Raw genomic sequence first — 26,079 nt, forward strand, 5'->3', positions numbered from 1 at the left:
CTGCTGTCCCTGGGACGTGTACCCAGACATTCGCTCGGGAAAAGGGGCGCGTTCATCCGGCCGCCACAGGGGCCGCTCAAGGCTGCCACACCGAGGTGCGCCGCGGATCCTCGACCCTGCGGACGGCCAGGGCGAGTGTGTCGTCCGGATGCAGGATGACGGTGTGCATGTCCTCCGCGACGGCGCCGGGAATGTCACATACCGGCCGTCGGGCATGGGCGGAGGCGCTCTTGACCAGGCGCGCCTCGCCTTCGACCGGATCCCGCCGGCTCTCGGTCAGCCCGTCGGTGTAGAGCACGAGGAGATCGCCCTCGTGCAGCGTGTCCTCCCGCACGGACTCGCTCCCGGGAAGCGGAAACCCGATGCCCCGCCCTCGGACCTCCAGGTAGTCGGTCTTCCCGTCGGCGCGGACGACCAACGCCGGCGGGTGGCTGCCGTTGGCCAGGTGAAGTACGCCGCTCTCGGGGTCAATACGGGCAAGCAGGACGGTGGCCATCAGCTCCGGGTCGAACGGCGCGAGGATGTCGTGGGTACGGGCCACGATGGATTCGAGGGGATGACCTTCGAGGGCCAGGGTGCGCACCGCATGCGTGACATTGAGCGCGCTGCGGGTACTGCGCACACCGTGGCCCAGCGCGTCCACGACCGTGATGTGCACCGTGCCGTCGGGCAGCAGGAGCCAGTCGTAGAAGTCGCCTCCGGTGGGGGCGTCGGTGTCGGCCGGGGCGTAGTGAACAGCGAATTCCAGGCCTTCGGCGGTGATCGGCGGGGGCCGTAGCGCATCCTCCAGCTCGCGCAGGATCTGGCCGTGCGCCCGGCGCAGTTGCTCGTCCCTCTCCTCCAGCTGGACGTAGAGGGCGAGCACGCCACTGTTGGTCTCGGCGAGCTCGTTCTTGAGCCGGTGCAGTTCGGTGGTGAGGGTGTCCACCCGAGAGAGCGCGGCGCCGAGATCACTTTCGAGCGCCGCGATCTCCGCCTCGTACGCCTCGGCGCCGCCGGCCTCGCGGGGGCCCTGGGCGGGCACGGCGCTCTGCGGAGCGGGCAGCGCGGCGCCCTGCGGCGAACCCTCCCCCTCGCCGAGGGGGAGGTGCCAGGAAACCGTGCCGTCGGGCGTGGCCCGCCCCGGCAGCGGGAGGTCGGTCGTGCTCAGCGCCGCCATGGTCGGTCCGGCGTGCAGGGTGACCGCCAGCAGCTTCCTTTCGCCGGGCACGGAGTGTTCGGCGGCCTCCAGGCGGACGGGGCCGCCGCCGTCGAGGGCGGCCGTGGCCATCCGGGACACGGACAGCAGCAGTCGTTCGCCGTTGTGGGACGGAAGGCGGTGTGCCGCGCAGATTCCCCGGACGGCGCGGCGCAGGCCCGGCAGGTCGTGGAAGGTGTGGGAGGTCACGGAAGTCTCTGGCTGGGTCGGGCGGCGAGCACGGTGGCGTCGTCGCGGCTGAGGCGGTGGCTGTGGGCGAGGGAAGCGGCGAGCAGGTGCGGCGGCAGCCGGTGCACGAAGGGCGAGGGCGACTGGGCCCAGCGTTGATCGATGCCGTCGGAGTGCAGCACCGCGGTGGCACCGGGCGGGAGAGGGAAGGCGCGCACCTGCGGCGCTGTCATGTTCAAGCCGGCTATGCCGGGTTGGCCGGTCAGGCGGTGGCCCACCTCGAGCGGCGTCAGCATCAGGACGCGGACATTGCCGATGCCGGTGTACTCCGCGCGGCCGGGGTGCAGGCGCAGCAGGCCCACCGCCGCCCCCCGGGTGCGGCGCAGCGCTCGGTGGATGGCGGTGAGCAGTTCGGGCAGCGGAAGGTCCGGCGCCCGGTGGAAGGACCGCACTGCCGCCTGCGCGGCCTCGGCCGCATGCGGACCGTGGCCGAGGCCGTCGACGACGACCGCGGTGCGGGCGGTGCCGTGATCGACGACGGCGCAGGCGTCGCCGCTGGTCTCCTCGCGGTCGGCCGGCAGGCAGACGGCGCCCACCTCCTGGCCCGCCGGCGGGGTGGCGTCGGCCTCGGTGAGGCGGGCGCAGACGAGGGTGCCGGCCCCTGGCTGCGTACGGATGGTGAGGGCGGTGGCTATCCGCTTCACGGCGCCCAGCCCGGCACCGAGGGTGTTGCTGGTGGTGTAGCCATCGGCGAGACACTGCTGCAGTTCACCGATGCCGGGGCCGTGATCCACAGCGACGATCTCCATCCCGCCGCCCAGGGGCAGCGGCTGGACGAACAGCGACCCGTTGGTCGCGTGTTTGGCCACATTGCTCGCCAGTTCCGAGGCGATGACGGCGGCCTGGTCGGGGAGCGCCCCCGGCAGGCGGCAGCGACCGGCGACCGCGCGGGCGGTCTCGGCGGCAAGATGAACGGCGCTGTAGTGGTCCACGGCGATGTGTGCCGTCGGCGAGGCCTCGGGAAGGGTCACCGCCCCGCCCATCGTGTGGCAATCACGGTCGTGCCCTGCCCGGACGAGGTGTGCAGCTCGAAGTCGTTCATCAGCCGCCGGGCACCTCCCAGGCCGTGGCCGAGTCCCGCGCCGGTGGTGAAGCCGTCGGTCAGCGCCGCGTCGACGTCGCCGATGCCGGGCCCGTCGTCGTTGACCGTCAGACGCAGCCCGGCGTTTCCGCCCAGGGTCAGATGATCGATGATCACGGTGCCTCCGCCGCCGTGGATGTAGGCGTTGCGGGCCAGCTCGCTGGCGGCGGTGACCACGCGTGTCTGGTCGACGATGCTGAATCCGGCGCGCAGGGTGGCCGCTCGCACCGCGTGCCGGACGGTCAGCAGGTCTTCTTCGGTGCGCACGTGGTGCACGGTCCTGTCCCCCTTTCCCTCACGGTCAACGGCGTCATCGGCCGCAGTGGCGGCGAGAGCCACCGCGTCGTCAGTGCTCCGGGCGGAACGCACCCCGTCCCCCTCCGGACGACTGCGGGCTCTGACGCCACCCCATCGCAGCCATTCCTTGTTCGGCGTTGAGTGCCGTCTCCACTCCGGTGAGCTGGAGTCCCAGCTCGACCAGGGTGATGGCGACCGGTGGCCGCATCCCGGCAACGATCACTCGGGCGCCCAGCAGCCGGGCCATGGTGGTCAGCTCCATCAACGTACGCGCCACGAAGGAGTCGACGATCTCCAACCGCGAGATGTCGATGAGCACTCCGCGGGCACCGTCGCTGGTGATCCGGCTGGTGAGTTCCTCGGTGAACGCCACGGCGGTCTTGTCGTCGAGTTCATTGAGGAGGCCCGTGACGAGGACGTCCCCCAGCCGCAGAATCGGAACGCCGCCCGAGGCCGGGACGTTCATCGCCGCTCCAGCGAGGCGATGTCCGGCGCCGCGTCGGTGAGCTTCACGGCTTCGCCGAGGGCGTCGGCGAGGGTGGCGCGGGTCAGGATCGTGGACAAGTCGATCCCGAGCTGCGCGATGGTCTGCGCGATGGGTGGCCGGATACCGCTGATGACACAGTCCGCGCCCATCAGACGCACCGCGTTGACGGTGTGCATCAGGTGCTGGGCGACGGCGGTGTCGACGGTGGGCACGCCGGTGATGTCGATGATGGCGACCAGCGCTTCGTGCTCCTGGATGGCCTGGAGCAGATTTTCCATCACCACCTGGGTGCGTGCGGTGTCGAGGGTGCCGATCAGCGGGACCGCCAGGACCTGGCGCCACAGCCTGACGACCGGCGTCGACACCTCCAGCAACTGCTGGCTCTGGCGGCGGATGATCTCCTCGCGACCCTCGACGAAGGTCTCGAAGGAGAGCGCACCGGCGCTGTCCAGAAGGCGGTTGATCATGACCGCGCTACGGAAAAGATCCTCCCCGTCACGGGTCCGCCGCTGGACGGCCTCCAGCAGGGCTTCCTTGAGCGAGAGGACCGCCAGGGAGGTCGCGGTGGGTGAGACTCCTCTGCGGGCACGGCGCAGCGAGATCTCCGACACCGTCCGGTGCATCTCCTCGTGCGAGGTGACCACGCGGTCGACCGGAAGGCCGAGATCGAGCCCCGAGAGCAGGGCACCGACCAGTGCGTCGGCCTCCTCGCCCAGTTCGGCCTCGGTCACCTCGCCGTCCAGCGAGGGCTGCGCCAGCTGCAACTGCACCCAGCGGTCCGAGATCTCATCGGCCTCTTCGCGCAGTACGCTCGTGACGCGTTCGCGTGCGGCAGCTTCAGCGGAAACCAACTCTTCGTCCTTTCGGTCCGGCCGACCCGCGTGACCGCCTCGGGACTCTCACCCCGGCAGTGCGGCCGGGCCGACCCGCACTCGTCGATACTTGCCTTCCGGCAAATGTTAGCGAGCGCGATCAAGGCGTGACACCCGCGGGCCCCCTCTTCACCCGCCGGGGCAGGGATTGGCCGAACGGCTGGATCGCTGCGGTGACTTATGGCCGGAGACAGGGTAGAAAACCCTGCGTCCCGGATCCGGCGGTCCGGCCCGCCGGCGGGAGCTCGGCGCGGAGCAGGGCGCCGTGGGCGATGTCGCCGTGCGGACCGGGGGCAACGTCCCGTGGCTGGTCGGCGGCAACGGACCGGGGCGGTGCCGGAGCCATCTCCCAGGTCACGGGAACCGGGCACCGGCCGCACGGAGACGTGGCCGGCCAGGACACCGGTCGCGGACCCATACCGGTCCAGGCTTAACGGAGATCATTACCGAACCAGTCACAACACAGCACCAGGGCGTCATCCAGCGTCTCCGCATCACGGTATTCGGCCACATCGCGCAGGAGAGCTCCCGGCACCATGGCGGCGGGCAGCAGACGCGTGGCGTGCAGCGCCCGCGCGAGCGCCCGTTCGGCATACTGTCCGCCCCGCGGCGAGGGCGCCTCGTAGACGCCGTCGCTCACGAACAGCAGCCGGTCCCCCGGTTCGAGCACCAAGCTCTCCGCCGCGTAGTGGGACTCCTCGAACATGCCCAGCGGCAGCTGTCTGTCCAGATCGATGCGCTCGACGGACTTTCCCCGCAGCCGCCACATCTGCGGCGACCCCGCGTCGACGATCTCCGTGCGACCCGTCGCCAGCTCGACGCGCAGGAGCAGCGTCGAGACGTGGGATGCGCCCCGGTAGTGGTCCCAGACCGCCTGATCGGCCAGTGCCGCCTGGTCGGCGAGGCTGACGCCGGCGCGGCGGGCGTTGCGCAACGCGCTGACGGCGAGGTGGGTGAGAAGCGAGGCCTCGACGCCCTGCCCCATGCCGTTGGTGACGGTGAGGGTCAGCTCGTCGGCGTCCGAGGCCCAGTCGAAGTTGTCGCCGTGCACGGCGTAGGCCGGCTCCAGCTGGGCGCCGACGGCGTATTGCGCGGCGCTGCAGGCGCGGGCGGGGAGCAGCTGCCACTGCATCTCCGCCGCCACGGTGAGGCGGCTGACGCGGCGTGCCCGCTGGTAGACGTCGGTGTCGCGCTCGGCCACCAGGATCTCGTGGCCCAGCTGGCCGGCCACCTGGCGCAGCTCGTCGAGGACCACCGGCGCGGAGCGGTCGGCCGGAAGCCGGACGGTCAGGACGCCGATCGGGTCGCCGCGCACCGTCACCGGGAGATGGTGGTGGTCGACGGCCTCACCCCGCGGTGCCTGCTGCTCGCGCCGCTCCTGGCTCCCCAGCGCACGCCCTTCCGCGCTGCCGCCAATGGGTAGCGAGCGCTCGCCGTACCCCGGGGAGTCCAACGGGCTCAGGACCGTGCCGCCGTAGTCCGTGAGGAACAGGCGCACCGAGGTGGCCCCGTAGGTGGTGGTGAGGTGGGCACGCAAGGTGTCCAGCAGAGCGTGCGGGAGTGAGGCGCGCAGCGCCGCTCCCACCTCGTGGGGTTCAGTCATGGTTCCCTGACGCCCTTCGTGCGCGGCCAAGAGCAGGGTCGGTCTGACAACGCGCCGCCCGGGGTGACAGAGTGTTCATGTGTCCCGTTTCACCACCCGCCCCCCTTCCCGCGAGCAGACGAGCGCTGCGGCCCTTGCCGCCTCCGAGTTGCTCGAGGTCCTGTGGGGGCGAGGGCAGGAGGCGGCGCGCTCGGCGGAGGTCTCCCCTTCCCAGCTCCGCGCGCTCCTGGTGATCGAGCAGCGGGAAGGCACGAATCTGCGCACGCTCGCCGAAGCGCTCGCCTCGCGTCCGCCGGCGGTCAGCAGGCTCTGCGACCGTCTGGAAGCGATGGGTCTCGCCGAACGGGGCCCCAGTGCGACGAGCCGGCGTGAGGTCGAGCTGCGGCTGAGCTTGCGCGGCAGGGTGCTGCTGGAGGAGTACCGAGCGGCGCGGAGCCGGGAGGTCACCGCCACCCTGGAGCGGATGGAAGCCTCCGATGTCGCCAAGCTCGCTGCGGGGCTGGAGGCCTTTCACGCGGCATCCGCCCGGCTCGCGGCCGACGAGGGCGGCGTTGCCGGCGACGACAGCGTCGCGGACAGTGCATAGCGTCACCTGAGCTCAGCCTCTCGACCCGGGATTCCCGCCGGACACTCTGCGCAGACGGGGACAAACGGATCGCCGCCGCATCAGCGACGCTATCAAATCGCAAGATCACCGCTCGCCGGGCGACCGGGCGGCCCGGCGAGCGTGCGGGGTGGCTCCGGCGGATCAGGACCCGCCACGGGGACGTACCGGATCCTGCCGGGCCGTGAGCATCAATCCGTGGTGAGCATCGCGGCGCGCAGCTGGGTCAGGCAGCGGGAGAGCAGACGGGAGACATGCATCTGGGAGATGCCCAGTGTCTTACCGATCTCGGCCTGGGTCAGCTCTTGGCCGAAGCGCATTTCGAGGATCTGACGGTCCCGGTCCTCGAGCTCGTCGAGCAGCGGCTTGAGGGCATGGAGGTCCTCGAAGAGGCTCATGTCCTCGTCGCATGCACCGATCATGTCCGCGAGAGCGGTGTCGTTGCCCTCGTCGTTGATGCCGGCGTCGATGGAGGAGGCGTTGTAGCCGTTCGCCGCGACCTGGCCTTCGACCACCTCTGCCTCGGTGATGTCCAGGTGTGCCGCCAGTTCACAGACCTTCGGGTCCCGGCCGAGTTCGTTGGCGAGGTGCTCATTCGCGCGGGCGAGGTCGACCCGGAGCTCCTGAAGACGCCGCGGGACACGCACGTCCCAGGTGGTGTCACGGAAGAACCGCTTCATCTCACCGCTGATGTACGGGATGGCGAGGGTGGTGAACTCCACCTCGCGGGACAGGTCGTAGCGGTCGATGGCCTTGATCAGGCCGATCGTGCCGACCTGCATGAGGTCGTCCATCTCCTCGCCGCGGTTACGGAAGCGGCGGGCCGCGAACCGTACCAGCGACAGGTTCATCTCGATGAGGACATTGCGCGCGTACTGGTACTCGTGCGTCCCCTCTTCCAGGGTTTCCAGGCGCTGGAGGAACAGCCGGGTCATCTCCCGCGCGTCGGCGGGGGCGATGCTCCCGGGGTCCTCGATCCGGGGAAGCGCATCCGAGGGGGCGAGCGGCGGGCAGGGCTCGGCGCTGGTCCGAGTGCCCCGTGTGGTCTCGGCCATGGTGCTGTTGACGCCCATGTCTGACTTCCCCTCACCTTGTTGGACCCTGCTCGCAAGGTCTCCTGCCCAGAACCACCCGGGACACGCATGGCTTTTCGGGAGACGCGGCGCGCGCGTGCCGTGGAGTGCCCCGGCGGGCCTCGCTCCTGCCGGTCGTCATCCGGCACTCCCGGCCGACAAACGGGTGCGGGGAACAAGAGGAAAGCGGGGGCGCGGCGAACATTTCTGTTGCCGCGCCCCCGCCGTGCGTGCATGGCCGCGCGCCGTTCGGCGCCGGCTACCAGCGATACCACCGGCCGCGCTTGCCACCGGCTCCGGCAGAGCGCATCACGAAGCCCAGCAGCCAGATGGCCAGCACGACCACCGCGACGATCCACAGGGCCTTCAGCGCGAAACCGGCACCGAAGAGCAGCAGGGCGAGGAGCAGAACAATCAACAGGGGAACCATGGTTATCAACCTCCGAGCAACCGTGTGCCCCCGCCCACCGCGCACACTCCGGAAAACCGGCTTGTTTTCTCCGGTGAAGAGGGGGCATCCGCACCTGCTTCTTCGGACGGATCGGTGCGGGGAATTCCCCCGTGCGCTCACGATGCGCGCTGATCCTTATCGGCAGCCGGAAACACCCTTCCTGTTTCCTTCGGCCCTTTTGCGGGAGTCCGCTGCGGCAATTCTCCCGAGGTCTTCCGGGTCAACGACAAGCCCGCGCGGGGTTCTCCACGCTCGCCCTTGGGAGGCCGTCCCTCTCCGGCGTGGGAGTCGGTGACTTCGTGGACCGGATGCTCCGGCCGCGGAGGCCGTTGGTCCGACCGGGCGATGATGCTCGGCCGTGTGGATCAACAGCAGCGCGAGCGGGCCGCCCGCCCCCGGCGTCGGTGCTTCGGTGACCCTCGGACCCTGCTGGGCCGCCGACCGGCGGGCCGGGCCAGGGAGTCGAGGAGGCAGTCCGTCGTGAGCACCGGTCCCGCCGAGGATCCACGTCGCAGCGTGGTGCCCGCCCAGCTGCTCAGAGGCCAGAAGGCGCTGGTCACCGGCGCCAACTCGGGAATCGGCAAGGCTACGGCCATCGGGCTGGGCCGAGCCGGCGCCGACGTGGTCGTGAACTACGTCGCCGGCCGGGAAGAGGCCGAAAAGGTCGTGGAGGAGATCACGGCGTTCGGCGTGCGCGCGGCCGCGTACGAGGCGGACGTGTCGCAGGAGGACCAGGTCGTGGCCATGCTGGATCGGATGGTCCAGGACTTCGGGACGATCGACATCATGGTCGCCAACGCCGGACTGCAGCGCGACGCCCCCTTCGCCGAGATGACCCTCGCCCAGTGGCAGAAGGTGCTGGACGTCAACCTCACGGGCCAGTTCCTGTGCGCCCGTGAGGCGACGAAGGAGTTCCTGCGGCGCGGGGTCGTACCGGAGGTGTCCCGCTCGGCGGGAAAAATCATCTGCATGAGTTCCGTCCACCAGATCATCCCCTGGGCGGGGCACGTCAATTACGCCTCGTCCAAGGGCGGTGTGCAGATGCTGATGGCGACCCTGGCCCAGGAACTCGCGCCCCGGAAGATCCGGGTGAACGCGATCGCTCCGGGCGCCATCAAAACGCCGATCAACCACAGCGCCTGGGAGACCCCCGAGGCGCAGGAGGACCTGCTGCGGCTGATCCCGTACGAGCGCATCGGGGAGCCCGAGGACATCGCCCACGCCGCCGTCGCCCTCGCCTCCGACCTGATGGATTACGTCGTGGGCACCACGCTCTACGTGGACGGCGGTATGACCCTCTTCCCCGGCTTCGCCACCGGCGGCTGACCTCCTCCGACCCGTCCCCCGAGCCGCAAGGGAACGCATGCACCTCATGGCCCACCTGGTGGCGGACGCTCCGGCCCAGATGCTCCCGGCCAGGTCTCTGATGGCCTTCACCCTCGCCTCCCACATCCTGCTGGTGCCGATGGGAGTGGCGCTGCCGCTCATCACCCTCGTGATGCACCACCGCGGCTTGCGCCGGGCCGACGCCACGGCCCTGCTGCTGGCGCGCCGCTGGTCCGCCGTGATGGCGGTCCAGTTCGCGATCGGTGTCGTCACCGGCACCGTCCTGTCCTTCGAGTTCGGTCTGCTGTGGCCGGGGCTGATGGGCAGGTGGGGCGATGTGTTCGGCATCGGATTCGGCGTCGAGGCCTGGGCGTTCTTCCTCGAAGCGGTGCTCATCGCCATCTACCTGTACGGCTGGCGGAGGCTGAAGCCGCGCACTCACTTCCTGCTCGCGCTGCCGCTGCCGGCCGCCGCGCTGCTCGGGGCGTTCGGCATTCTGGCCGCCAACTCGTGGATGAACACCCCGCAGGGCTTCTCGCTCGACTCCGCGGGCAACCCGGTCGACGTGGACGTCCGGAAGGCCGTCTTCACCCCGATGTTCGGGCCGCAGTACTGGCACTTCGTGGTGGCGATGCTGGTGACGGCGGGTTACGTCGTGGCAGGCGTCTACGCCGTCGGATGGCTGCGCGGCCGCCGGGACCGCTACCACCGGCTGGGCTTCACCGTTCCGTTCACCATCGCCGCGGTGGCCACTCCGGTGCAGTTCGTGCTGGGCGACTCGATCGCGCGGTCGGTGTTCCAGAAGCAGCCCGTGAAGTTCGCCGCGATGGAGATGGTCTGGAAGACGGACACCCACGTCCCGGAGTACCTGTTCGGGCGCCTCCACCCGGACGGATCCATCTCGGGCGGTATCAAGGTCCCGCAGCTCGACTCGATCCTGGCCGGCTTCCGCCCGGACACCAAGGTGACGGGGCTGACCTCCGTACCGGCGAGCGACCGGCCGACCGTCGCTCAGTCAACCATCATCCACTGGACCTTCGACATCATGGTCGGGGCCGGCTCCGTGCTCCTGCTCCTCGCCCTCTGGTACGGCCTGGTCTGGCTTCGCCACCGCCGGCTGCCCCGCTCCACGTGGTTCTTCCGCAGCTCCGCCTGCGCCGGCGTCGCCTCCCTCGTAGCCGTCGAATGCGGCTGGATCACCACCGAGGTGGGCCGCCAGCCCTGGATCGTCTACCAGAACATGCGCGTCGCCGACGCGGTCACCTCGACCCGCTCCACCTCCCTGTGGACCATGTTCGGCCTCGTCATCGTGATGTACGTGCTCGTCTTCGGATCGTTCCTCGCCGTCCTGCTGAAGATGCGCACCCGCTGGCGCCTGGCCGATGCGCAGGCGGGCGGGCGACCGGTGGAGGCGCCGGAAGCGGTCACCCCCTACGGTCCGCGGCCCCCGGCCACGGCCGGTGACGCCCGCGGTTCCGGCGGCAGCGGCCCCGCGCCTCCCGGGGGCGGTGGGTCATGAGCGCCGGCGTCATCGCCTTCGTGCTGCTGCTCGCGGTGGCCGCTTATGCCTGCGCAGGCGGCACCGACTACGGGGCGGGCTTCTGGGACCTGACGGCCGGCGGAGCCGAGCGCGGCAAGCGGCCCAGATGGCTGATCGACCACGCCATGGCGCCGGTATGGGAGGTCAACAACGTCTGGCTGGTCTTCGTCCTGGTCATCCTGTGGACCGGGTTCCCCGTGGCGTTCCAGACCCTGTTCACCGCGATGTGGCTGCCCCTGGCGCTGGCCGCACTCGGCATGGTCCTGCGCGGCGCCGGGTTCGCGCTGCGCAAACCCACCCGCCGTCTGGCCCGACGGCGCATCTACGGCGCCGTGTTCGCCCTCGCCTCCTTGCTCACCCCGTTCTTCCTCGGCACGGCGGTCGGCGGAATCGCTTCCGGGCGGGTCACGCCGGGTACCGATGCCTCGGCGGACGCCTGGTCGAACCCCACCTCTCTCCTCTTCGGGCTGCTCACCGTCGCAGCGACCGCGTTTCTCGGCGCGGTGTTCCTGACGGCCGACGCCGTCCGCTTCGACGTGCCCGACCTCGCCTCCTACTTCCGGCGCCGCGCCCTCGGAGGGCTGGTCGTCGTGGCGGTGCTGGCCGCGGTCACGCTCGCCGTCACCCACGGCGACGCCCCGCACGTATGGCGCGGACTCACCCACGGTGCGGGACTCGCCCTGGCCCTGGTGTCCGCGGTGTTCCTCATCGCCACCGGACTGCTCCTGCTGCGGGGCCGGGCTCGTTGGGCCCGCTTGGGCGCCGTCGGTGTCGTCGCCGCGGCCGTGGTGGCCTGGGGAGTCGCCCAGCGCCCGTACCTGATCCCCCCGTCGCTGACCGTGGCGGACGCCGCGGGTGATCCCGCGACGCTGACCTGGCTGGCGTGGGTCAGCCTCGTCGCGTTGCTGCTGATCGGCCCGGCCGTCGCCCTCCTCTACTGGCTGGACACCCATGGCGAGTTGGAGCCCCTCACGGACGCCGATCTGCAGCGCGGCCGTCCCGCGCCGGAGGACACCACCGACGACGACTGAGCTGCCCGATCGGGCACGTTCTTCAGCTCCGGAGGACCGGGCGGACGGCGGGACACCGGCCGGACGTCATCTGCCGCCGGTCCGGGCGCGGTTCAGGGCGGCGTCCAGCGTGAGGGCCGCGTCGATGAACGCCAGGTGGGTGAACGCCTGCGGAAAATTACCCAGTTGACGCCCTGTCAGGCCGATTTCCTCGGAGTACAGGCCCAGGTGGTTGGCGTACGTCATCATCTTCTCCAGCACCAGCCTGGCCTGATCGATCCGCCCGGCCCGTGCCAGCGCGTCGACGTACATGAAGGTGCAGAGGGAGAAGGTCCCTTCGGAGCCGCGCAGGCCGTCGGGCGAGGCCTCGGGGTTGTAGCGATAGACCAGGCTGTCGGTGACCAGCTCCTGGTCCATGGCCTCCAGGGTGGACGTCCACATCGGGTCGTCCGGGGTGATGAAGCCGACCGTCGGCATCCGCAGCAGCGACGAGTCGAGCACCTCACTGCCGTAGTGCTGGACGAAGGCGCCGCGTCCCGGGTCCCAGCCCTTCGTCAGGATCTGCTCGTAGAGCTTGTCGCGCTCCGCGGCCCAGCGACCGCTCTGAGCAGGCCGGCCGTGCGCGGTCGCCAGTCGCAGCGCACGGTCGAAGGCCACCCAGGACATCACCCGGCCGTAGGTGAAGTGCTGGCGCCCGCCGCGGGTCTCCCACAGCCCCTCCTCCGCCTGGTCCCAGTGGTCGATGAGCCAGTCGAGCAGTGTGCGCAACGAGGTCCAGCCCCGGGTGTCGAGCTGGATGCCGTGCTCGTGGGCGAAGTAGATGCTGTCCAACGCCTCGCCGTAGATGTCGAGTTGCAGCTGATCCGCCGCGCCGTTGCCGATGCGCACCGGGGCGGATCGCTCGTACCCCTCCCAGTGGTCCAGGGTCTCCTCGTACAGATCGGAGGAACCGTCCACCCGGTACATGACGTTCAACGGTCCCCCGTCGCCGCCGGCCTTCTCCTGCACCCGGTCGCGCAGCCAGCCGGTGAAAGCCCTCGCCTCCTCCGTGAAGCCCAGCCCCAGCAGGGCGTACACGGAGAAGGAGGCGTCGCGGATCCAGGTGAAGCGGTAGTCCCAATTGCGCTCGCCGCCCAACTGCTCCGGCAGGCCCGCGGTGGGGGCCGCCACCAGGGCGCCGCTGGGTGCGTACGTCATCAGCTTCAGCGTCACGGCGGAGCGCTCCACCGTCTCACGCCACCGCCCCGAGTAACGGGACTGGCCGAGCCACGTCCGCCAGTACCCCATGGTGTCGTCGAAGAACTCCTGGAACGCGGCGAGGCGGATATCGCGCGGAGGGCCGTCGGCTGCCGACTCCATGACCATGCCGCGCTGCTGTCCGGCCTTCAGCGTGATCGAGAGGTGCAGATCGTGATCGCCGGAGAGCGAGTTCAGCAGCCTCTCGTCCTCCGGTTCCCGCACCACGTGCAGGGTCAGTGACAGGTCCTCGGAGGCGAACACCGCTCCACGGTCGGTGAGGTGCAGGGTGTGCGGTTTACGACCGTAGTCGAACCGCGGCGCGATATCGATCTCGAAGGTCATGCTGCCGCGTACGCACCTGAACATCCGGACCAGGCGGTGACGGTCCGTGGCCGTGCCGCCGGTGACCGGCATGAAGTCGACCACTTCGCCGGCGCCGGACGGGGTCATGAACCGGGTCACGAGAATCGCGGTGTCCGGCAGGTACAGCTGCTTCGTGGCGTACGTCCCGCTCTCCGGCCTGACCGTGAAATGGCCCCCCTTCTCCTGGTCGAGGAGTGCGCCGAACACGCTGGGGGAGTCGAACCGCGGGCAGCAGAACCAGTCGATCGTTCCGTCCATGGTCACCAGCGCCGCAGTCTGCAGATCACCGATCAGTCCGTGATTCTCGATCAGCGGGTAGCCCATGGAACAGCCCCTTTCGGCGCCACTCCATCAGCTTAAGCACGGTTCTTCCGGAGTGCCTCCCGGCCGGCAGCCGGGCCCGCTCCCGGGCCGCTCAGCGACGCGGCGCGCCGCCGGACCGCTCGCGTCGCGGGAGGCGATCATCCCCGGAATACCGTGGCGCCATGGTGCGCACAGGTGGCCCCCGGGCCGATCGACCGGACGGGCCCGCGGCCGCGTCCTCGGGGCCGCCGGCCCCGCTTCTCGCGGTCTGCGCGGGCTACTTCATGGTCATCCTGGACGTGACCGTCATCAACGTCGCCGTTCCGGTGGTGGGGCGGGACCTGTCCGCCTCGCTCACGGCGATCCAGTGGATCACGGACGGCTACACCCTGGTCCTCGCCGGGCTGCTGCTGACCGGCGGCGCACTGGGAGACCGGCTGGGCAACCGGCGGATCTTCTGCACCGGGGTGGTGGTGTTCACCCTCGCGTCGGCCGGCTGCGGACTGGCCCCCAACAGCGGGACCCTGATCGCCGCCAGGCTGGTGGAAGGGCTTGGCGCGGCGCTGATCGTGCCCGGCTCCCTCGCCCTCCTCCAGCAGGCGTATCCCTCACCGGCCGAGCGCTCCCGGGCCTTCGGCCTGTGGGGCTCCATGGCGGGTATCGCCGCCTCCGCCGGCCCTCTCCTGGGCGGCCTTCTGGTCACCACCGTGGGCTGGCGCTGGGTGTTCTTCATCAACCTGCCCGTCGGATGTGTCTGCCTGTGGCTGACGCTGCGCCACGTGCCCGCATCGGCCCGGCGTCCGGACCGCCCCGTGGACTGGCCGGCGCAGATCGCGCTCATCACCGCGGTGGCGCTGCTCACCGCCGTCCTGAACGAGGCCGGGCGGCGGGGCTGGACGGACCCGCTGATCCTCATCGGGGCCGGTCTGTGCCTGTTGGCCGGGGCCGCGTTCGTGCTGCGCGAGCGGGTGGCCCGTGCTCCCGTGCTGCCCTTGCGACTGCTGCGTTCCCGCCCGCTGGGCGGGGCGGCGGCCGTCGGCCTGCTGTTCAACTTCGCCTTTTACGGCATGATCTTCACGGCCAGCCTGTACTTCCAGCACGAACGCGGTCTGACCGCGCTGCGCACCGGGATCGCCCTCTTCCCGGCGGTGGCCATGACCATGTTTGCCTCGGTCCTGTCGGGGCGGCTGGCGAGGCGTACGGGGCACCGCCCGCTCGTGGTGACCGGCATGCTTCTGGGGGCGGCGGGTCTGGCCGGTTGGGCCACGGCCGGCTCGCATCCGGACTACTTCCAGCTCGTGGGGCCGATGATGGCGGCGGGCTTCGGCACGTCGTTCGCCCTCACCGGGTCGACCGCCACGGTGATGTCGGCCGCCCCCGATACGTACTCGGGCACCGCCTCCGGCCTGTTCAACACCACTCGTCAGGTCGGCAGCGCCGCGGGCGTGGCGCTGGGAGGGTCGCTGCTGGCCGCAGCGGCCGGCTTCGCCACCGGGCTGCGGATCAGCATGGCGATCGGCGCGGCGGCGTACCTGGCTGCCGCCGCGCTCGCCGTCGTCTGTATCCCGCGGAAGGACCCCCGCCCCGCCGCGGACTGACGCTGCGGCGGGGCGAGGTGGGGCGACGGCTGAGGGCGGTGCGTCAAGGAAGCGCGTCGCCCCGGCCGGGGGACGGCCGCGCCGTCCGGCGGTTCACCCGATCTCCACGAGGAGATCGCCGCCCTCCACCTGCTGGATCTGGTTGATGGCCAGCCTGGCCACCCGCCCGGCCTTCGGGGCGGTGATCGCGGCTTCCATCTTCATCGCCTCGATGGTGGCCACCGTGGTGCCGGCTTCCACCTCGTCGCCCTCGGCCACCGCGAGCGTCACCACTCCGGCGAACGGCGCGGGCACATGGCCGGGGTTGGCGCGGTCGGCCTTCTCCGTCGCCGGCACGTCGGCGGCCACGGCGTTGTCGCGTACCTGGATCGGCCGCAGCTGGCCGTTCAGGGTGGACACCACGGTGCGCATACCGCGTTCGTCGGCCTCGCCGACGGCCTCCAGCTCGATCAGGAGCCGTACGCCCGGTTCGAGGTCGACGGCGTACTCCGTTCCGGAACCCAGCCCGTAGAAGAAGTCCTGGCTGTCCAGCACACTGGTGTCGCCGTAGGCCTCACGGTGTGCGTCGAAGTCGCGCGACGGCCCGGGGAACAGCAGCCGGTTGAGGGTCGCGCGCCGGTCCTTCTCCAGCCCGGTGCGGTCTTCCGCGGTCAGTTCCTGTACGGGCCGGGGCTCCGCGCGGCCCTCCAGCGCCTTGGCGCGGAACGGCTCCGGCCACCCGCCGGGCGGGTTGCCCAACTCGCCGCGCAGGAAGCCGATGACGGAGTCGGGAATGTCGAATTCGTTCGGCGTCGCCTCGAAGTCCTCCGGCTTCACCCCGGCGCCGACGAGGTGCAGAGCGAGGTCACCGACCACCTTGGACGACGGGGTCACCTTCACCAGGTGGCCGAGAATCCGGTCGGCGGCGGCGTACATCGCCTCGATCTCCTCGAAACGATCGCCCAGGCCGAGCGCGACGGCCTGCGTCCGCAGGTTGGAGAGCTGCCCGCCGGGGATCTCGTGGAGGTACACGCGGCCGGTCGGCGAGGCCAGGCCCGCCTCGAACGGTGCGTAGATCCTGCGGACGCTCTCCCAGTACGGCTCCAGATCCCCGACCGCCTTCAGGTCCAGCCCGGTGGGTCGTTCGGAGTGGTCGGTCGCCGCCACGATCGCGGACAGCGACGGCTGCGAGGTGGTGCCGGCCATCGACGCCACCGCCCCGTCCACCGCGTCCGCGCCGGCCCGGATCGCCGCCAGGTAGGTGGCCAGTTGGCCCCCCGCGGTGTCGTGGGTGTGCAGATGGACCGGCAGGTCGAACTCACGGCGCAGAGCGGAGACGAGGGTTTCAGCGGCCGGCGCACGGAGCAGCCCCGCCATGTCCTTGATGGCCAGGACATGGGCGCCGGCGTCCACGATCTGCTCGGCCAGGCGGAGGTAGTAGTCGAGGGTGTACAGCCGCTCGGACGGGTCGGACAGGTCGGAGGTGTAGCACAGGGCGACCTCGGCGACGGCCGTGCCGGTTTCCCGTACGGCGTCGATGGCGGGCCGCATCTGCCCGACGTCGTTGAGCGCGTCGAAGATCCGGAAGATGTCGATACCGGTGGCCGCGGCCTCCTGCACGAAGGCGTCGGTCATCTCGGTCGGGTAGGGGGTGTAGCCCACGGTGTTGCGGCCGCGCAGCAGCATCTGCAGGCAGATGTTCGGGACGGCTTCGCGGAGTGCGGCCAGGCGCTCCCAGGGGTCCTCGGCGAGGAAGCGGAGCGCGACGTCGTAGGTGGCGCCGCCCCAGCACTCCAGGGACAGCAACTGCGGCACCGTCCGTGCCACCACCGGGGCGACGGCGAGCATGTCCTTGGTACGCACCCGGGTGGCGAGCAGCGACTGGTGGGCGTCCCGGAAGGTGGTGTCGGTGACGCCGATGGCGGGTGACTCGCGCAGCCACCGGGCGAAGCCCTCCGGGCCGAGCTCGGCGAGCCGCTGCCGGGAGCCGGCGGGCGGTTCGGTGGCGGGCTGGGGCGGCAGTTTGGTGACCGGGGCGATCAGCTCGGGCCGTGCGCCGTGCGGCTTGTTCACCGTCACGTCCGCGAGGTAGGTGAGCAGCTTCGTGCCGCGGTCGGCGGAGTGGCGCGCGGTGAGCAGGTGCGGGCGCTCTTCGATGAACGACGTCGTGACCCGCCCGGCGCGGAAGTCCGGGTCGTCCAGCACGGCTTGCAGGAACGGGATGTTCGTGGACACCCCGCGGATGCGGAACTCGGCGACAGCGCGCCGGGCCCGGCCGATGGCGGTGGGGAAGTCCCGCCCCCGGCAGGTGAGTTTGACCAGCATCGAATCGAAGTGCGCGCTGATCTCCGTACCGGCGTGGGTGGTGCCGCCGTCCAGCCGGATCCCCGAGCCGCCCGGTGACCGGTAGGCGCTGATCCTGCCGGTGTCCGGGCGGAAGCCGTTCGCGGGGTCCTCGGTGGTGATACGGCACTGCAGCGCGGCGCCGTGCAGGGCGACCGCGTCCTGGGTGAGGCCGAGGTCGGCCAGCGTCTCCCCGGCGGCGATACGCAGCTGGGCCTGCACGAGGTCGACGTCGGTGACCTCCTCGGTCACCGTGTGCTCGACCTGGATGCGCGGGTTCATCTCGATGAAGACGTGGTTCCCGTCGCGGTCGAGCAGGAACTCCACGGTGCCGGCGTTGCGGTAGCCGATCTGCTGGGCGAACGTCACGGCGTCGGCGCAGATCCGGTCGCGCAGCGCCGGGTCGAGGTTCGGCGCGGGCGCGAGTTCGATCACCTTCTGGTGCCGGCGTTGCACCGAGCAGTCGCGCTCGAAGAGGTGGATGACATTGCCCTGCCCGTCGGCGAGGATCTGCACCTCGATGTGGCGGGGGTCGACGACGGCCTTCTCCAGGAAGACGGTGGAGTCGCCGAACGCGGATGCCGCCTCGCGGGCCGCTGCCTCGATGGATTCGCGCAGCGTGGCGGGGTCCTCGACGCGGCGCATACCGCGCCCTCCGCCGCCGGCGACCGCCTTGACGAACACGGGGAAACCGATGTCCTCGGCGGCCCGGACCAGTTCGTCCACGTCGGTGGAGGGCTCCGAGGAGCCGAGCACCGGTACCCCGGCCGCGCGGGCGGCGGCCACCGCGCGCGCCTTGTTCCCGGTGAGTTCGAGCGTGTCCGTGCCCGGCCCGACGAACGTGATGCCCGCCTCTTCGCAGGCACGCGCCAGGTCGGGGTTCTCGGAGAGGAACCCGTAGCCCGGGTAGACCGCGTCCGCCCCTGCCTGTTGCGCGGCGCGGACGATCTCCTCGACGGAGAGGTAGGCCCGCACCGGGTGCCCCTGCTCGCCGATCTCGTGCGCCTCGTCGGCCTTCAACCGGTGCAGTGAATTGCGGTCCTCGTGCGGGAAGACGGCAACGGTTTTCGCACCCAGCTCATAGCTGGCGCGGAAAGCGCGAATCGCGATCTCGCCGCGATTGGCGACCAGTACCTTGCGGAACATTCTCGATCCCTTCAGCCTGCCGTTGACGGACACCATGGTGTCGGCGAGGGGCGGATCAGACGCCGGTCCACTGGCGACCTTTGCCTGACGAGGCGTCATGCACCACACCAATGGGTCAGCATGAACTCTGCCAGAGGCAGCGAGAAATGCCGACACCCCCACACCTGATAATTCCCTCCGGATCCCCTCCGACCTGCGGGAACACAAGTTGCCCCGGCAAAGCCGCACGGGCGGTGAATCCGCAGGGCGGGGAATCCGGTGGCCTGGGAAACCGAGGATACGCGGCAGGTCATCCCTGCGGGCCAGGGCATTTCGGCGCCTTTCGGAGCCTTAGGGGCCCTTCGGAGCCCGCAGCACCGAGATGTCAGGCAAACGACGCCACGAAGCCCGGCATCGCGCGGCAGATCGCGCCTCACACCTCCGAAGCGTCCCGGATCGGGCACCGGCCCCTTCGATGCGGCCGACGAGTTCGCCACAATGAAAGAAATATCACGCTGCCGGGCCGCACTCAGGGCAGTGGGCGCCAAGAAATCAGCACATGCACGGTACGTCGGATTTTCGCCGCCCGTGCGGCACGCATTTCAGGCCCGGCAGCAGAGGGCGATTCATTTCGGGCATCACAATTCGCCAGGGCGACGCGAATCCACGGTGACATGCGGCCGGATTCGGCCACCCGGCACACCCCTTGGCGAGGAGTCCGGTGACCGGAGGGTGACCCGCAACGGGCGGTGCGGCGCCCTTGCGCCCGACTGCCGTGCTGTAGTCGGCTGCCCCTCATGGGAATGAGGAGCGTTGCCACACTGATCGCCGCCCTGGCCACCGGGTCCCTCCTGGCAGGGGCACCGAATCCGCCGGCGGAAGCCGCTGGGCTCGGGGCCGGCCGCCCGTTGCCGGCCGGTGCGTCCCCGGCCTCGGCGGGCGGTCTCGACACCGTGACCATCCCGGAGTTACAGGCCCGTATGGCCGAAGGATCGCTGACCCCGTCGGCACTGACCCGCACCTACCTGGAGCGGATCAAGGCCATCGACCCCACGATTCACGCGGTGCTGCGCACCGACCCGACGGCCCTGCGCCAGGCCGCGGCCAGTGACGCCAGGCACCGGCACGGTGCTGTGCGCGGCCCGCTCGACGGCATCCCCGTCCTGCTCAAGGACAACGTGGACACCCGTGGCATGCCGACGACGGCCGGGTCACGGGCGCTGGCCGGGAGCCCGCCGCACACCGACGCCGCGCTGGTGGGGCGGCTGCGGGACGCGGGGGCGGTCATCCTGGGCAAGACCAATCTGTCCGAGTGGGCCAACTTCCGTGCGGCGAAGCCCACCTCCGGGTGGTCGGCGGTGGGCGGGCAGACCCATAACCCGTACGTGCTGGACCGGAACCCCTGCGGGTCGTCCGCCGGTTCGGCCGCCGCGCTCGCCGCGTCGCTGTCGCAGGTGGCGATCGGCACCGAGACGGACGGCTCCATCGTGTGCCCGGCCGGCATGAACGGGGTGACCGGCTACAAGCCCACCCTGGGGCTGGTCAGCCAGGCCGGCGTGGTGCCGATCTCCGCCGAGCAGGACACCGCGGGGCCCATGGCGCGCAACGTCACCGACGCCGCGCTCACCCTTTCGGTACTCAGCGGCGGCAAGACCTCCGGGCCCGGCGGCACTCTCGGCCGCCCCGGCGGGCCGCCACACCCCGGCAGTCTGCGGGGCAAGCGGATCGGGCTGTGGCGGCTGCCCTCGCTCGGGCCGGAGGTGGACGCAGTGATGACCGGTACTGCGGAGAAACTGCGTCGCGCGGGCGCCGACGTCGTCGAGGTGACGCCGCCCTACCAGAAGCGGCTCGCCGCACTCGAATTCCCGGCGCTGCTGAGCGAGTTCCACCGGGACATCGACGCCTATCTCGCCACCCGCCACGGGCCGCGGAACCTTGCCGGTCTCATCGAGTTCAACCGCGCCACCCCGGCGGAGCGCACCTGCTTCGCCGGCCAGGAGCTGTTCGAGCAGGCACTCGCCGCACCCTCCACGAACGATCCCAAGTACCTCGCGATGCGTGCGGAGTTGAAGGATCTCTCCCGGCGCTCCGTGGACGAGACCCTGGCCGCCCATCAGCTGGACGCCATCGCGTCGCCGGCGAACCCGCCCGCCTGGACGACCGACTGCGCGCGGGGCGACAACGACGTGATCCCGTCCTCCACCCCTGCGGCCGTGGCGGGATACCCGTCGTTGTCGGTGCCCGCCGGGTTCGTCGACGAGCTGCCCGTCGGTCTGCTCCTGATGGCCGGTGGCCACCAGGATGCGAAGCTGCTGTCGCTGGGGGCCGCGGTGGAGCACCGGCTGGATGCCTGGAGGGCGCCGCGCTACCTGCCGTCGGTGCGGTCCGGCGGCTCCTCGGCGAACGGCTCGGACTCCTCCGGATGAAGCAGGTGCCCCGGGCCTCGCGATGACCGCTGCGCCCGCACCCGGTAGCGCCGGTGACCGCTACCGGGTGCCCGCCCCTCCGAGGAGCGCGCCGAGGGCGGTCCGGTCGACCTTGCCGTTGTGGTTGAGCGGGAGGGCGTCCAGGTGGGTGAGGGTGGCGGGCACCATGTAGACGGGGAGCCGGGCCCGGAGGGCGGCCCGTAGCTCGTCCCCGTCGCCCTCCTCCCCGGTGTACGCGGCGCCGAGTTCGACGCCGCCGGGGTTCGTCAGCGGCACGACGGCCGCATCGAGGACGCCGGGCAGGGCGCGCAACGCCGCTTCCACCTCGCCGATTTCGACGCGGTAGCCGTGTACCTGGACCTGTTGGTCATCGCGCCCGAGGTGTACCAGCGGGGTGTCCTGTGCGGCACCCGGCGCATCCTCCGGGGCGCCGGGCAGGGTGGTGACGCGGTCGCCGGTGCGGTACCAGTGGGCGTCGGTCAGGACGGTCGCGGGGTCGTACGGGGTGCCGTCGGGTGCGAGGAAGCGGCCGGCGTTATGGGCCGGATCGAGGTAGCCGGGGAAACGCTGGGCACCGCGCACACACAACTGGCCCTGTACCAGACGTAGTTGCAGACCTGGGTGGAGTGTGCCGATGGGGACGGTGCCGTTGGCGGGCGCCGGACGATCGGCGTGGCCGGCCGGCAGCCGGTAGGTGGTGCAGGTGACGGTGAGCTCGGTCGGGCCGTAGGCGTTGTCCACCGTGCTGTGCGGCGCGGCCCGGTGCCATGCCTCGGCCTGTTGGAGGGTCAGCGGCTCGCCGCAGAACATGCTGCTGCGCAGCGTCGGCATGCTGTCCGGCCGCAGGGCGCGGAAGCGTTGGGCGAGGGAGATGACGGAGGGAACGGAGTTCCAGTGGGTGAGGGCGCGCCGGTTGACGAAGCGGACCGGTGCGAGGAGCTCGTCGCGGGTCGCTGCGACCAGGGTGGCGCCGCTGCCCCAGGCGGTGAACATGTCGTGCACCGAGGGGTCGAAGGTCAGGTCGAAGGTCTGTGAGAAGCGGTCCCCCGGCCCGGCCGCGCAGCGCGGAACGACGTGGGCGAGGTAGGCGCAGACGTTCCGGTGCTGGATGGGGACGCCCTTGGGGACACCGGTCGATCCCGAGGTGAAGAGGATGTAGGCGAGGTCTTCGGGGCGGGCGGTGCGGCCGGTGGGGGGTGCGGGTGCCGTGAGACGCAGCAGGTCGGGGTCGGTGAGGGCGAGGGTGGGGACGTCGGGCCATGCGGAGTGGTCGGCACTCCCGTCGGCGACCACCGCGTCGAGCTGTGCGGCTCGTACGGTCGAGGCGTTGCGCGCCGCCGGGAAGCCGGGGCCGAGCGGGACCACCGCGGCGCCGAGACGCTGGACGGCGAGGTATCCGGCGTAGGCGACGGCGGTCCGGCCGGCCAGCAGGCCCACCCGGCCGGGGGGTGTGCCGCCCAGGAGGCGGAGGAGGTGCGCTGCCAGGGCGTCGGCGAGGCGGGCGAGTTCGGCGTAGGTCAGCTCGGTGTCGCCGGTCTCCAGTGCGGTGCGGTCCGCGTGGGTGGCGGCGGAGGCCGCGAACCAGTCGTAGAGGGTGTGCCGTTCGGCGGGCATGCGTACCGTTCGCCTTTCTGGGGTGGTCAGGTCTGTTCGGAGGCCGGAGGGTGCGCGCCGGGCGGGGTGGCAGGTCCGCGGGGCACGGAAAAGGCGCAGCTCAGAGGCAGCGGGGAGCGGTCGCGCAGGCTGATCCAGCGGTAGTCGCCCCAGCGGCCGGTGCGGGCCCCCGGTGGTACGTCGATGGTCCAGGGGCGCCCGGTGAATCCCGCCCCGCTGGCCTTGACGCACGCCTCTTGAACGGTCCAGACCCAGGCCACTTCCTCGGCGGCCCGTGCCGGGGGCAGCGCGGCGATCCGCCCGGCGTGATCGTGCAGCAGCCGGCGGGCGAAGGTCGCGGTGACGGAGGGGGCGGGGTGCTGCACGTCCACGCCGAGCGCGCGCCCGGCCGCGACCCCGACAGCGACCGCGCGGTGGCTGTGGGAGACGCTGATGCCGACGTCCGGATGGCCGCGCAGCCACGGTTTGCCGCGCGGATCGGTGGTGATGTCGGCATCGGCCAGGGCCGGGCGCAGCGCGGCGAGGGCCTCCCTGAGGAGCCCGCGGCCGGTGAGGAACTCCCTGGCGCGCCGGTCGGGCAGGGCGGCGGCCCGGCGCACGTCCTGGCGGTGGGCGCTGGGGGTGATCCGGTCCGCGGTGGTCGTGGCGACCCAGACCTCGTCGGCCACCAGGAGGGGCGTCGTCACGGCAGGGTGCCCGGCCGGACCAGGTCGTCGAGGACGCTCTCGGCGGCGTCCGCCAGAGTGCCCAGCACCACCTCGTTCGCACCGCCTCCGATGCCGAACAGCGCGGCCTGGGCGCGTATTTCCTGGATGCCGCCGGTGGTGAAGCCGGCCGCGCCCCACAGCTGCCCGCACTCGGTCAGTACGTGGGTGACGGTGCCGCCCGCGGCGGCCTTGAGCGTGGCGGCGGCGGTCGCGTCGTGGTGGACCGCCACGGGCTTCGCGTAGGCGGCGACCAGGGCGTGCAGTTCCCGGACGCGGAGGAGACAGGCGGCGAACCGCTGGCGTACGGCGGGCAGGTCCCACAGGGTGCCCGCGCCGTGCGGGCGGGAGGACAACCGGCGATGGGTGTCGGCCAGGACGCGGCGGCACAGGGCCACGCCCCACTGCGCGCCGGCGAGCCGCTCGGTGCCGATGTGGCGGGCGAAGAGGGGGAGTCCGAAGCCGACCCGGCCCAGCACGTGGTCCCGGTCGAGCCGCACCCCGTCGAAGGCGACGTGGCCGACGCCCGAGTCGGCGAACAGCGCGGAGCCGGCGGGGCGGACGGTGACGCCGGGTGCGTCGGCGGGCACCAGGACCCAGGTGAAGTGGGTGAAGTGCCGTCCGGGGCGGTGCCGGGCGAGGACGAGGAAGGCGGCGGCCGTGGTGGTGTTGGCGATCCAGTCCTTCTCGCCGGACAGTTCCAGCGCGTCGTCCTCGATGCGCACCTCGGTGCGCAGCGCGGTGAGGTCGGTTCCCGCGGTGACGTCGGTGGCGGCGAGGGCGACGGTCGCCCGGCCGGTGAGGGCCCGGTCCAGCGCCTGCCGGGCGGCCGGCGACCGGCCCGCCGCCAGGACCGGTAGTGCGGTGGCCAGTTGGACGCTCACCGACAGGGTGGCGGCGAGGGAGCTGCGGGCGTCCACGGCGGTGAGCAGGTCGGCGAGTCCGTCGGGGTCGGTGCCGGCCCTGACGTCACCGCCGCGGTAGGCGCGGGTGATCAGGCCCGCGCCGCCGAGTGCGGCCCAGACCTGGGCGCCGTCCGCGGTGCGTGGCAGCGCGTCGAGTGGGGCGAAGGCGGTGGTGGTGACGGGGTGGGGGGCGTCGCGGGGCTTCGGTGGTGCGGCGGGCGGCTCCCGGTGCGGCGACTCAGGCAAAGCTCACTCCTTGGTCGCGTAGCGCCAGCCGCCCGTCGGCGAGGTGCAGCCGGTCGTTGCTGTAGTTCAGTGCGGCCGAGCGCAGGTCCCGCAGGGCCCGTTCCAGGCCGGTGGGTGAGTCCTGGAGGTAGCCGTGGCGCAGTCCGAGCGCGGTGATCAGATCCTCCACGGCGGCGAGGCACTCCTCGGACGCGGTGAGCTTCAGCGCGTTGAGCTGGAGTTGACGGGCGGGGACGGAGAGGTCCTCGCCTGTGGTGACCGTCCGGAGCGTGCGCTGCAGCAGGGCGTGTACGGTGTCCAGCCGCTGCCGGGCCCGGGAGAGGCGGGTGAGCAGCAGTTCCGAGGTGAGGTCGAAGCGCTCGCGTCCGGCGGGGCTGCGCAGCAGTCGCAGCACCCGTGAGAGCGCGCCCGCCGCGGTCCCCAGCCACGCCGCCGACCAGCCCAGATGGGCCAGTGGGCCGAAGACCTTGGCGGCGATCTCGTGGAACTCCCCCGGGGCGCCGACGATGTGGTGTGCGGGGACGCCACCGGTCAGCTGGAGGGCGACGCTGTGGCTGGCGCGCATCCCCATCGGCTGCCAGTCCCCCGAGGTCCGGATGTCGAGCTGGTCGCGGTGCGCGTACACCAGCGACACCTCGTGTTCGGTGGCGGCGCCGGCGCTGCGCATGGTGACGAGGAAGCCGTCGGCGTGGGCGCCGCCGGTGACGATGGGCGCGTGCCGGTCGATCGCCAACCGGCCGTCTTCATCGACCAGTTGGGATTGCGCACTGAGCAGGTGACCGCCCTTGCCGGCTTCCGTGGTGACGGAGGCGAGGTAGGTCTCCCCCGCCGCGATCCGGGGCAGCAGTTCCTTGCGCAGGCGTTCGTGGCCGTGCCGGATGAGCGCCTCGGACTGCTGGCAGTGCATCGCGAAGATCATCGCGACGGACATGTCGCTGCGCCCGAGGGTCTGCGCGGCCGTCACCAGGTCGGCCACGGTGCCGCCCAGTCCGCCGTGCTCGACGGGGACCAGCAGGCCGAGCAGACCGGTGCGGCGCAGCGCCCCCAGCGCGTCCACCGGGAACTCCGCGGCCCGGTCGGTGCGCTGCGCGTGCAGCTCGGTGACCTCGGCGACCTCGGCCAGGCGGGCCGTCAGGTCCAGGGGTGCCGGGTGTGCGGCCGTGGGCGCCGTGCTCATGCGGTCACCTCGCCGGTGTCCCCGTCGGCGGCTTGGTCGGGGAGCTCCGCGGCGATCACCCGCCACAGGTTGCCGGCCGTCGCGAAGGTGGCGTCGTTGAGCTCGTCGTCCGGCAGCGAGATCCCGAAGGTGTCCTCGATGGCGAAGAGCAGCTCGATGGCCTGCATGGAGTCGACGCCGAGGGCGCGCAGGTCGGTGTCGGGGGTGAGGGCGATCTCGTCGGGGCCGGGGTGCTTGAGGAAGGGGCGCAGCAGTGCGGTGAATCGGGCGTCCATGGGGTCTCTCTT

General features: G+C 71.4%; 21 protein-coding genes. 6 read left to right on the forward strand and 15 right to left on the reverse strand.

Translation table 11 applies throughout. The features are described from left to right. Positions 1-76 precede the first annotated feature (76 nt). From ACIRQ7_RS07185 to ACIRQ7_RS07210, 6 genes are all read right to left on the reverse strand, one after another. Positions 77-1,387 carry a PP2C family protein-serine/threonine phosphatase gene (locus tag ACIRQ7_RS07185; RefSeq protein ID WP_404260592.1) on the reverse strand — a complete coding sequence of 437 codons (1,311 nt, stop codon included), beginning with the start codon at positions 1,385-1,387 and terminating at the stop codon, positions 77-79. Continuing rightward, positions 1,384-2,397 (reverse strand): SpoIIE family protein phosphatase, encoded by a 1,014-nt coding sequence (locus tag ACIRQ7_RS07190; protein WP_404260594.1) that lies wholly within the window; start codon positions 2,395-2,397, stop codon positions 1,384-1,386. The genes ACIRQ7_RS07185 and ACIRQ7_RS07190 overlap by 4 nt, the downstream gene beginning before the upstream one ends. Continuing rightward, positions 2,394-2,783: an ATP-binding protein gene (locus ACIRQ7_RS07195; protein WP_404260596.1), complete on the reverse strand. Its 390-nt coding sequence runs from the start codon at positions 2,781-2,783 to the stop codon at positions 2,394-2,396. Before ACIRQ7_RS07195 ends, ACIRQ7_RS07190 begins: the two co-directional genes overlap by 4 nt. A 70-nt stretch (positions 2,784-2,853) precedes the next feature. Then, positions 2,854-3,270, reverse strand: coding sequence for an STAS domain-containing protein (locus ACIRQ7_RS07200; protein ID WP_404260598.1), 417 nt, complete (start codon positions 3,268-3,270; stop codon positions 2,854-2,856). Beyond that, positions 3,267-4,142, reverse strand: a complete 876-nt coding sequence (locus ACIRQ7_RS07205) for an STAS domain-containing protein (RefSeq protein WP_404260600.1) — start codon at positions 4,140-4,142, stop codon at positions 3,267-3,269. The genes ACIRQ7_RS07200 and ACIRQ7_RS07205 overlap by 4 nt, the downstream gene beginning before the upstream one ends. A gap of 451 nt (positions 4,143-4,593) precedes the next feature. Further along, entirely contained in the window at positions 4,594-5,766 is a 1,173-nt protein-coding gene (locus ACIRQ7_RS07210; protein ID WP_404260602.1) for a PP2C family protein-serine/threonine phosphatase, read from the reverse strand. 79 nt (positions 5,767-5,845) lie between these two features. On the opposite strand from ACIRQ7_RS07210, the gene ACIRQ7_RS07215 reads away from it, so the two are divergent. Beyond that, the gene (locus ACIRQ7_RS07215) at positions 5,846-6,352 is read left to right on the forward strand and encodes a MarR family winged helix-turn-helix transcriptional regulator (protein WP_404260604.1); all 507 of its coding nucleotides are present in this window, start codon (positions 5,846-5,848) and stop codon (positions 6,350-6,352) included. Between the two features lie 209 nt (positions 6,353-6,561). Here the strand turns inward: ACIRQ7_RS07215 and ACIRQ7_RS07220 are convergent, their stop codons facing one another. Next, positions 6,562-7,443: a SigB/SigF/SigG family RNA polymerase sigma factor gene (locus ACIRQ7_RS07220; protein WP_404260606.1), complete on the reverse strand. Its 882-nt coding sequence runs from the start codon at positions 7,441-7,443 to the stop codon at positions 6,562-6,564. Positions 7,444-7,702: 259 nt separating this feature from the next. Then, complete coding sequence (locus ACIRQ7_RS07225; RefSeq protein WP_404260607.1) at positions 7,703-7,873, reverse strand: hydrophobic protein; 171 nt, start codon at positions 7,871-7,873, stop codon at positions 7,703-7,705. 552 nt (positions 7,874-8,425) lie between these two features. Between ACIRQ7_RS07225 and ACIRQ7_RS07230 the strand changes: the two genes are divergently transcribed. From ACIRQ7_RS07230 to ACIRQ7_RS07240, 3 genes are read left to right on the forward strand one after another with little or no spacing between them, the layout of a single operon-like run. Next, the gene (locus ACIRQ7_RS07230; RefSeq protein ID WP_404261330.1) at positions 8,426-9,220 is read left to right on the forward strand and encodes an SDR family oxidoreductase; all 795 of its coding nucleotides are present in this window, start codon (positions 8,426-8,428) and stop codon (positions 9,218-9,220) included. 37 nt (positions 9,221-9,257) lie between these two features. Then, positions 9,258-10,739, forward strand: a complete 1,482-nt coding sequence (locus ACIRQ7_RS07235; protein ID WP_404260608.1) for a cytochrome ubiquinol oxidase subunit I — start codon at positions 9,258-9,260, stop codon at positions 10,737-10,739. Beyond that, positions 10,736-11,791 (forward strand): cytochrome d ubiquinol oxidase subunit II, encoded by a 1,056-nt coding sequence (locus ACIRQ7_RS07240; RefSeq protein WP_404260610.1) that lies wholly within the window; start codon positions 10,736-10,738, stop codon positions 11,789-11,791. The genes ACIRQ7_RS07235 and ACIRQ7_RS07240 overlap by 4 nt, the downstream gene beginning before the upstream one ends. 66 nt (positions 11,792-11,857) lie before the next feature. On the opposite strand, the gene ACIRQ7_RS07245 is transcribed toward ACIRQ7_RS07240, so the two are convergent. After that, positions 11,858-13,696, reverse strand: a complete 1,839-nt coding sequence (locus tag ACIRQ7_RS07245; RefSeq protein ID WP_404260611.1) for a glycoside hydrolase family 15 protein — start codon at positions 13,694-13,696, stop codon at positions 11,858-11,860. A 161-nt stretch (positions 13,697-13,857) separates the two neighbouring features. Here ACIRQ7_RS07245 and ACIRQ7_RS07250 point away from each other — a divergent pair, with 161 nt between their 5' ends. Continuing rightward, positions 13,858-15,273, forward strand: a complete 1,416-nt coding sequence (locus ACIRQ7_RS07250; RefSeq protein ID WP_404260613.1) for an MFS transporter — start codon at positions 13,858-13,860, stop codon at positions 15,271-15,273. A 93-nt stretch (positions 15,274-15,366) separates the two neighbouring features. Here ACIRQ7_RS07250 and ACIRQ7_RS07255 read toward each other — a convergent pair whose 3' ends face one another. Then, positions 15,367-18,741, reverse strand: a complete 3,375-nt coding sequence (locus tag ACIRQ7_RS07255; RefSeq protein ID WP_404260614.1) for a pyruvate carboxylase — start codon at positions 18,739-18,741, stop codon at positions 15,367-15,369. Positions 18,742-19,517: 776 nt separating this feature from the next. On the opposite strand from ACIRQ7_RS07255, the gene ACIRQ7_RS07260 reads away from it, so the two are divergent. Beyond that, positions 19,518-21,146: an amidase family protein gene (locus tag ACIRQ7_RS07260; protein ID WP_404260616.1), complete on the forward strand. Its 1,629-nt coding sequence runs from the start codon at positions 19,518-19,520 to the stop codon at positions 21,144-21,146. A gap of 60 nt (positions 21,147-21,206) precedes the next feature. On the opposite strand, the gene ACIRQ7_RS07265 is transcribed toward ACIRQ7_RS07260, so the two are convergent. The 5 genes from ACIRQ7_RS07265 to ACIRQ7_RS07285 are packed head-to-tail and all read right to left on the reverse strand — an operon-like array spanning position 21,207 to position 26,067. Continuing rightward, positions 21,207-22,760: an AMP-binding protein gene (locus tag ACIRQ7_RS07265; protein WP_404260618.1), complete on the reverse strand. Its 1,554-nt coding sequence runs from the start codon at positions 22,758-22,760 to the stop codon at positions 21,207-21,209. A gap of 26 nt (positions 22,761-22,786) precedes the next feature. Continuing rightward, complete coding sequence (locus ACIRQ7_RS07270; RefSeq protein ID WP_404260620.1) at positions 22,787-23,446, reverse strand: 4'-phosphopantetheinyl transferase family protein; 660 nt, start codon at positions 23,444-23,446, stop codon at positions 22,787-22,789. Next, complete coding sequence (locus ACIRQ7_RS07275) at positions 23,443-24,615, reverse strand: acyl-CoA dehydrogenase family protein (protein WP_404260623.1); 1,173 nt, start codon at positions 24,613-24,615, stop codon at positions 23,443-23,445. The genes ACIRQ7_RS07270 and ACIRQ7_RS07275 overlap by 4 nt, the downstream gene beginning before the upstream one ends. Then, positions 24,608-25,792 carry an acyl-CoA dehydrogenase family protein gene (locus tag ACIRQ7_RS07280; protein ID WP_404260625.1) on the reverse strand — a complete coding sequence of 395 codons (1,185 nt, stop codon included), beginning with the start codon at positions 25,790-25,792 and terminating at the stop codon, positions 24,608-24,610. The genes ACIRQ7_RS07275 and ACIRQ7_RS07280 overlap by 8 nt, the downstream gene beginning before the upstream one ends. After that, complete coding sequence (locus ACIRQ7_RS07285) at positions 25,789-26,067, reverse strand: acyl carrier protein (protein ID WP_404260626.1); 279 nt, start codon at positions 26,065-26,067, stop codon at positions 25,789-25,791. The genes ACIRQ7_RS07280 and ACIRQ7_RS07285 overlap by 4 nt, the downstream gene beginning before the upstream one ends. Between the last annotated feature and the right edge of the window lie 12 nt (positions 26,068-26,079).

The sequence above is a fragment of the Streptomyces sp. NPDC101393 genome (assembly GCF_044767385.1).
Taxonomy (GTDB): Bacteria; Actinomycetota; Actinomycetes; order Streptomycetales; family Streptomycetaceae; genus Streptomyces.

Excerpts from the sequence above, each read along its gene's own strand:
- ACIRQ7_RS07285 (WP_404260626.1), bottom strand. The coding sequence starts at position 26,067 with ATGGACGCCCGATTCACCGCACTGCTGCGCCCCTTCCTCAAGCACCCC.
- ACIRQ7_RS07250 (WP_404260613.1), top strand. The coding sequence starts at position 13,858 with ATGGTGCGCACAGGTGGCCCCCGGGCCGATCGACCGGACGGGCCCGCG.
- ACIRQ7_RS07255 (WP_404260614.1), bottom strand. The coding sequence starts at position 18,741 with ATGTTCCGCAAGGTACTGGTCGCCAATCGCGGCGAGATCGCGATTCGC.
- ACIRQ7_RS07200 (WP_404260598.1), bottom strand. The coding sequence starts at position 3,270 with ATGAACGTCCCGGCCTCGGGCGGCGTTCCGATTCTGCGGCTGGGGGAC.
- ACIRQ7_RS07225 (WP_404260607.1), bottom strand. The coding sequence starts at position 7,873 with ATGGTTCCCCTGTTGATTGTTCTGCTCCTCGCCCTGCTGCTCTTCGGT.
- ACIRQ7_RS07220 (WP_404260606.1), bottom strand. The coding sequence starts at position 7,443 with ATGGGCGTCAACAGCACCATGGCCGAGACCACACGGGGCACTCGGACC.
- ACIRQ7_RS07210 (WP_404260602.1), bottom strand. The coding sequence starts at position 5,766 with ATGACTGAACCCCACGAGGTGGGAGCGGCGCTGCGCGCCTCACTCCCG.
- ACIRQ7_RS07245 (WP_404260611.1), bottom strand. The coding sequence starts at position 13,696 with ATGGGCTACCCGCTGATCGAGAATCACGGACTGATCGGTGATCTGCAG.
- ACIRQ7_RS07280 (WP_404260625.1), bottom strand. The coding sequence starts at position 25,792 with ATGAGCACGGCGCCCACGGCCGCACACCCGGCACCCCTGGACCTGACG.
- ACIRQ7_RS07260 (WP_404260616.1), top strand. The coding sequence starts at position 19,518 with ATGGGAATGAGGAGCGTTGCCACACTGATCGCCGCCCTGGCCACCGGG.
- ACIRQ7_RS07240 (WP_404260610.1), top strand. The coding sequence starts at position 10,736 with ATGAGCGCCGGCGTCATCGCCTTCGTGCTGCTGCTCGCGGTGGCCGCT.
- ACIRQ7_RS07265 (WP_404260618.1), bottom strand. The coding sequence starts at position 22,760 with ATGCCCGCCGAACGGCACACCCTCTACGACTGGTTCGCGGCCTCCGCC.
- ACIRQ7_RS07235 (WP_404260608.1), top strand. The coding sequence starts at position 9,258 with ATGCACCTCATGGCCCACCTGGTGGCGGACGCTCCGGCCCAGATGCTC.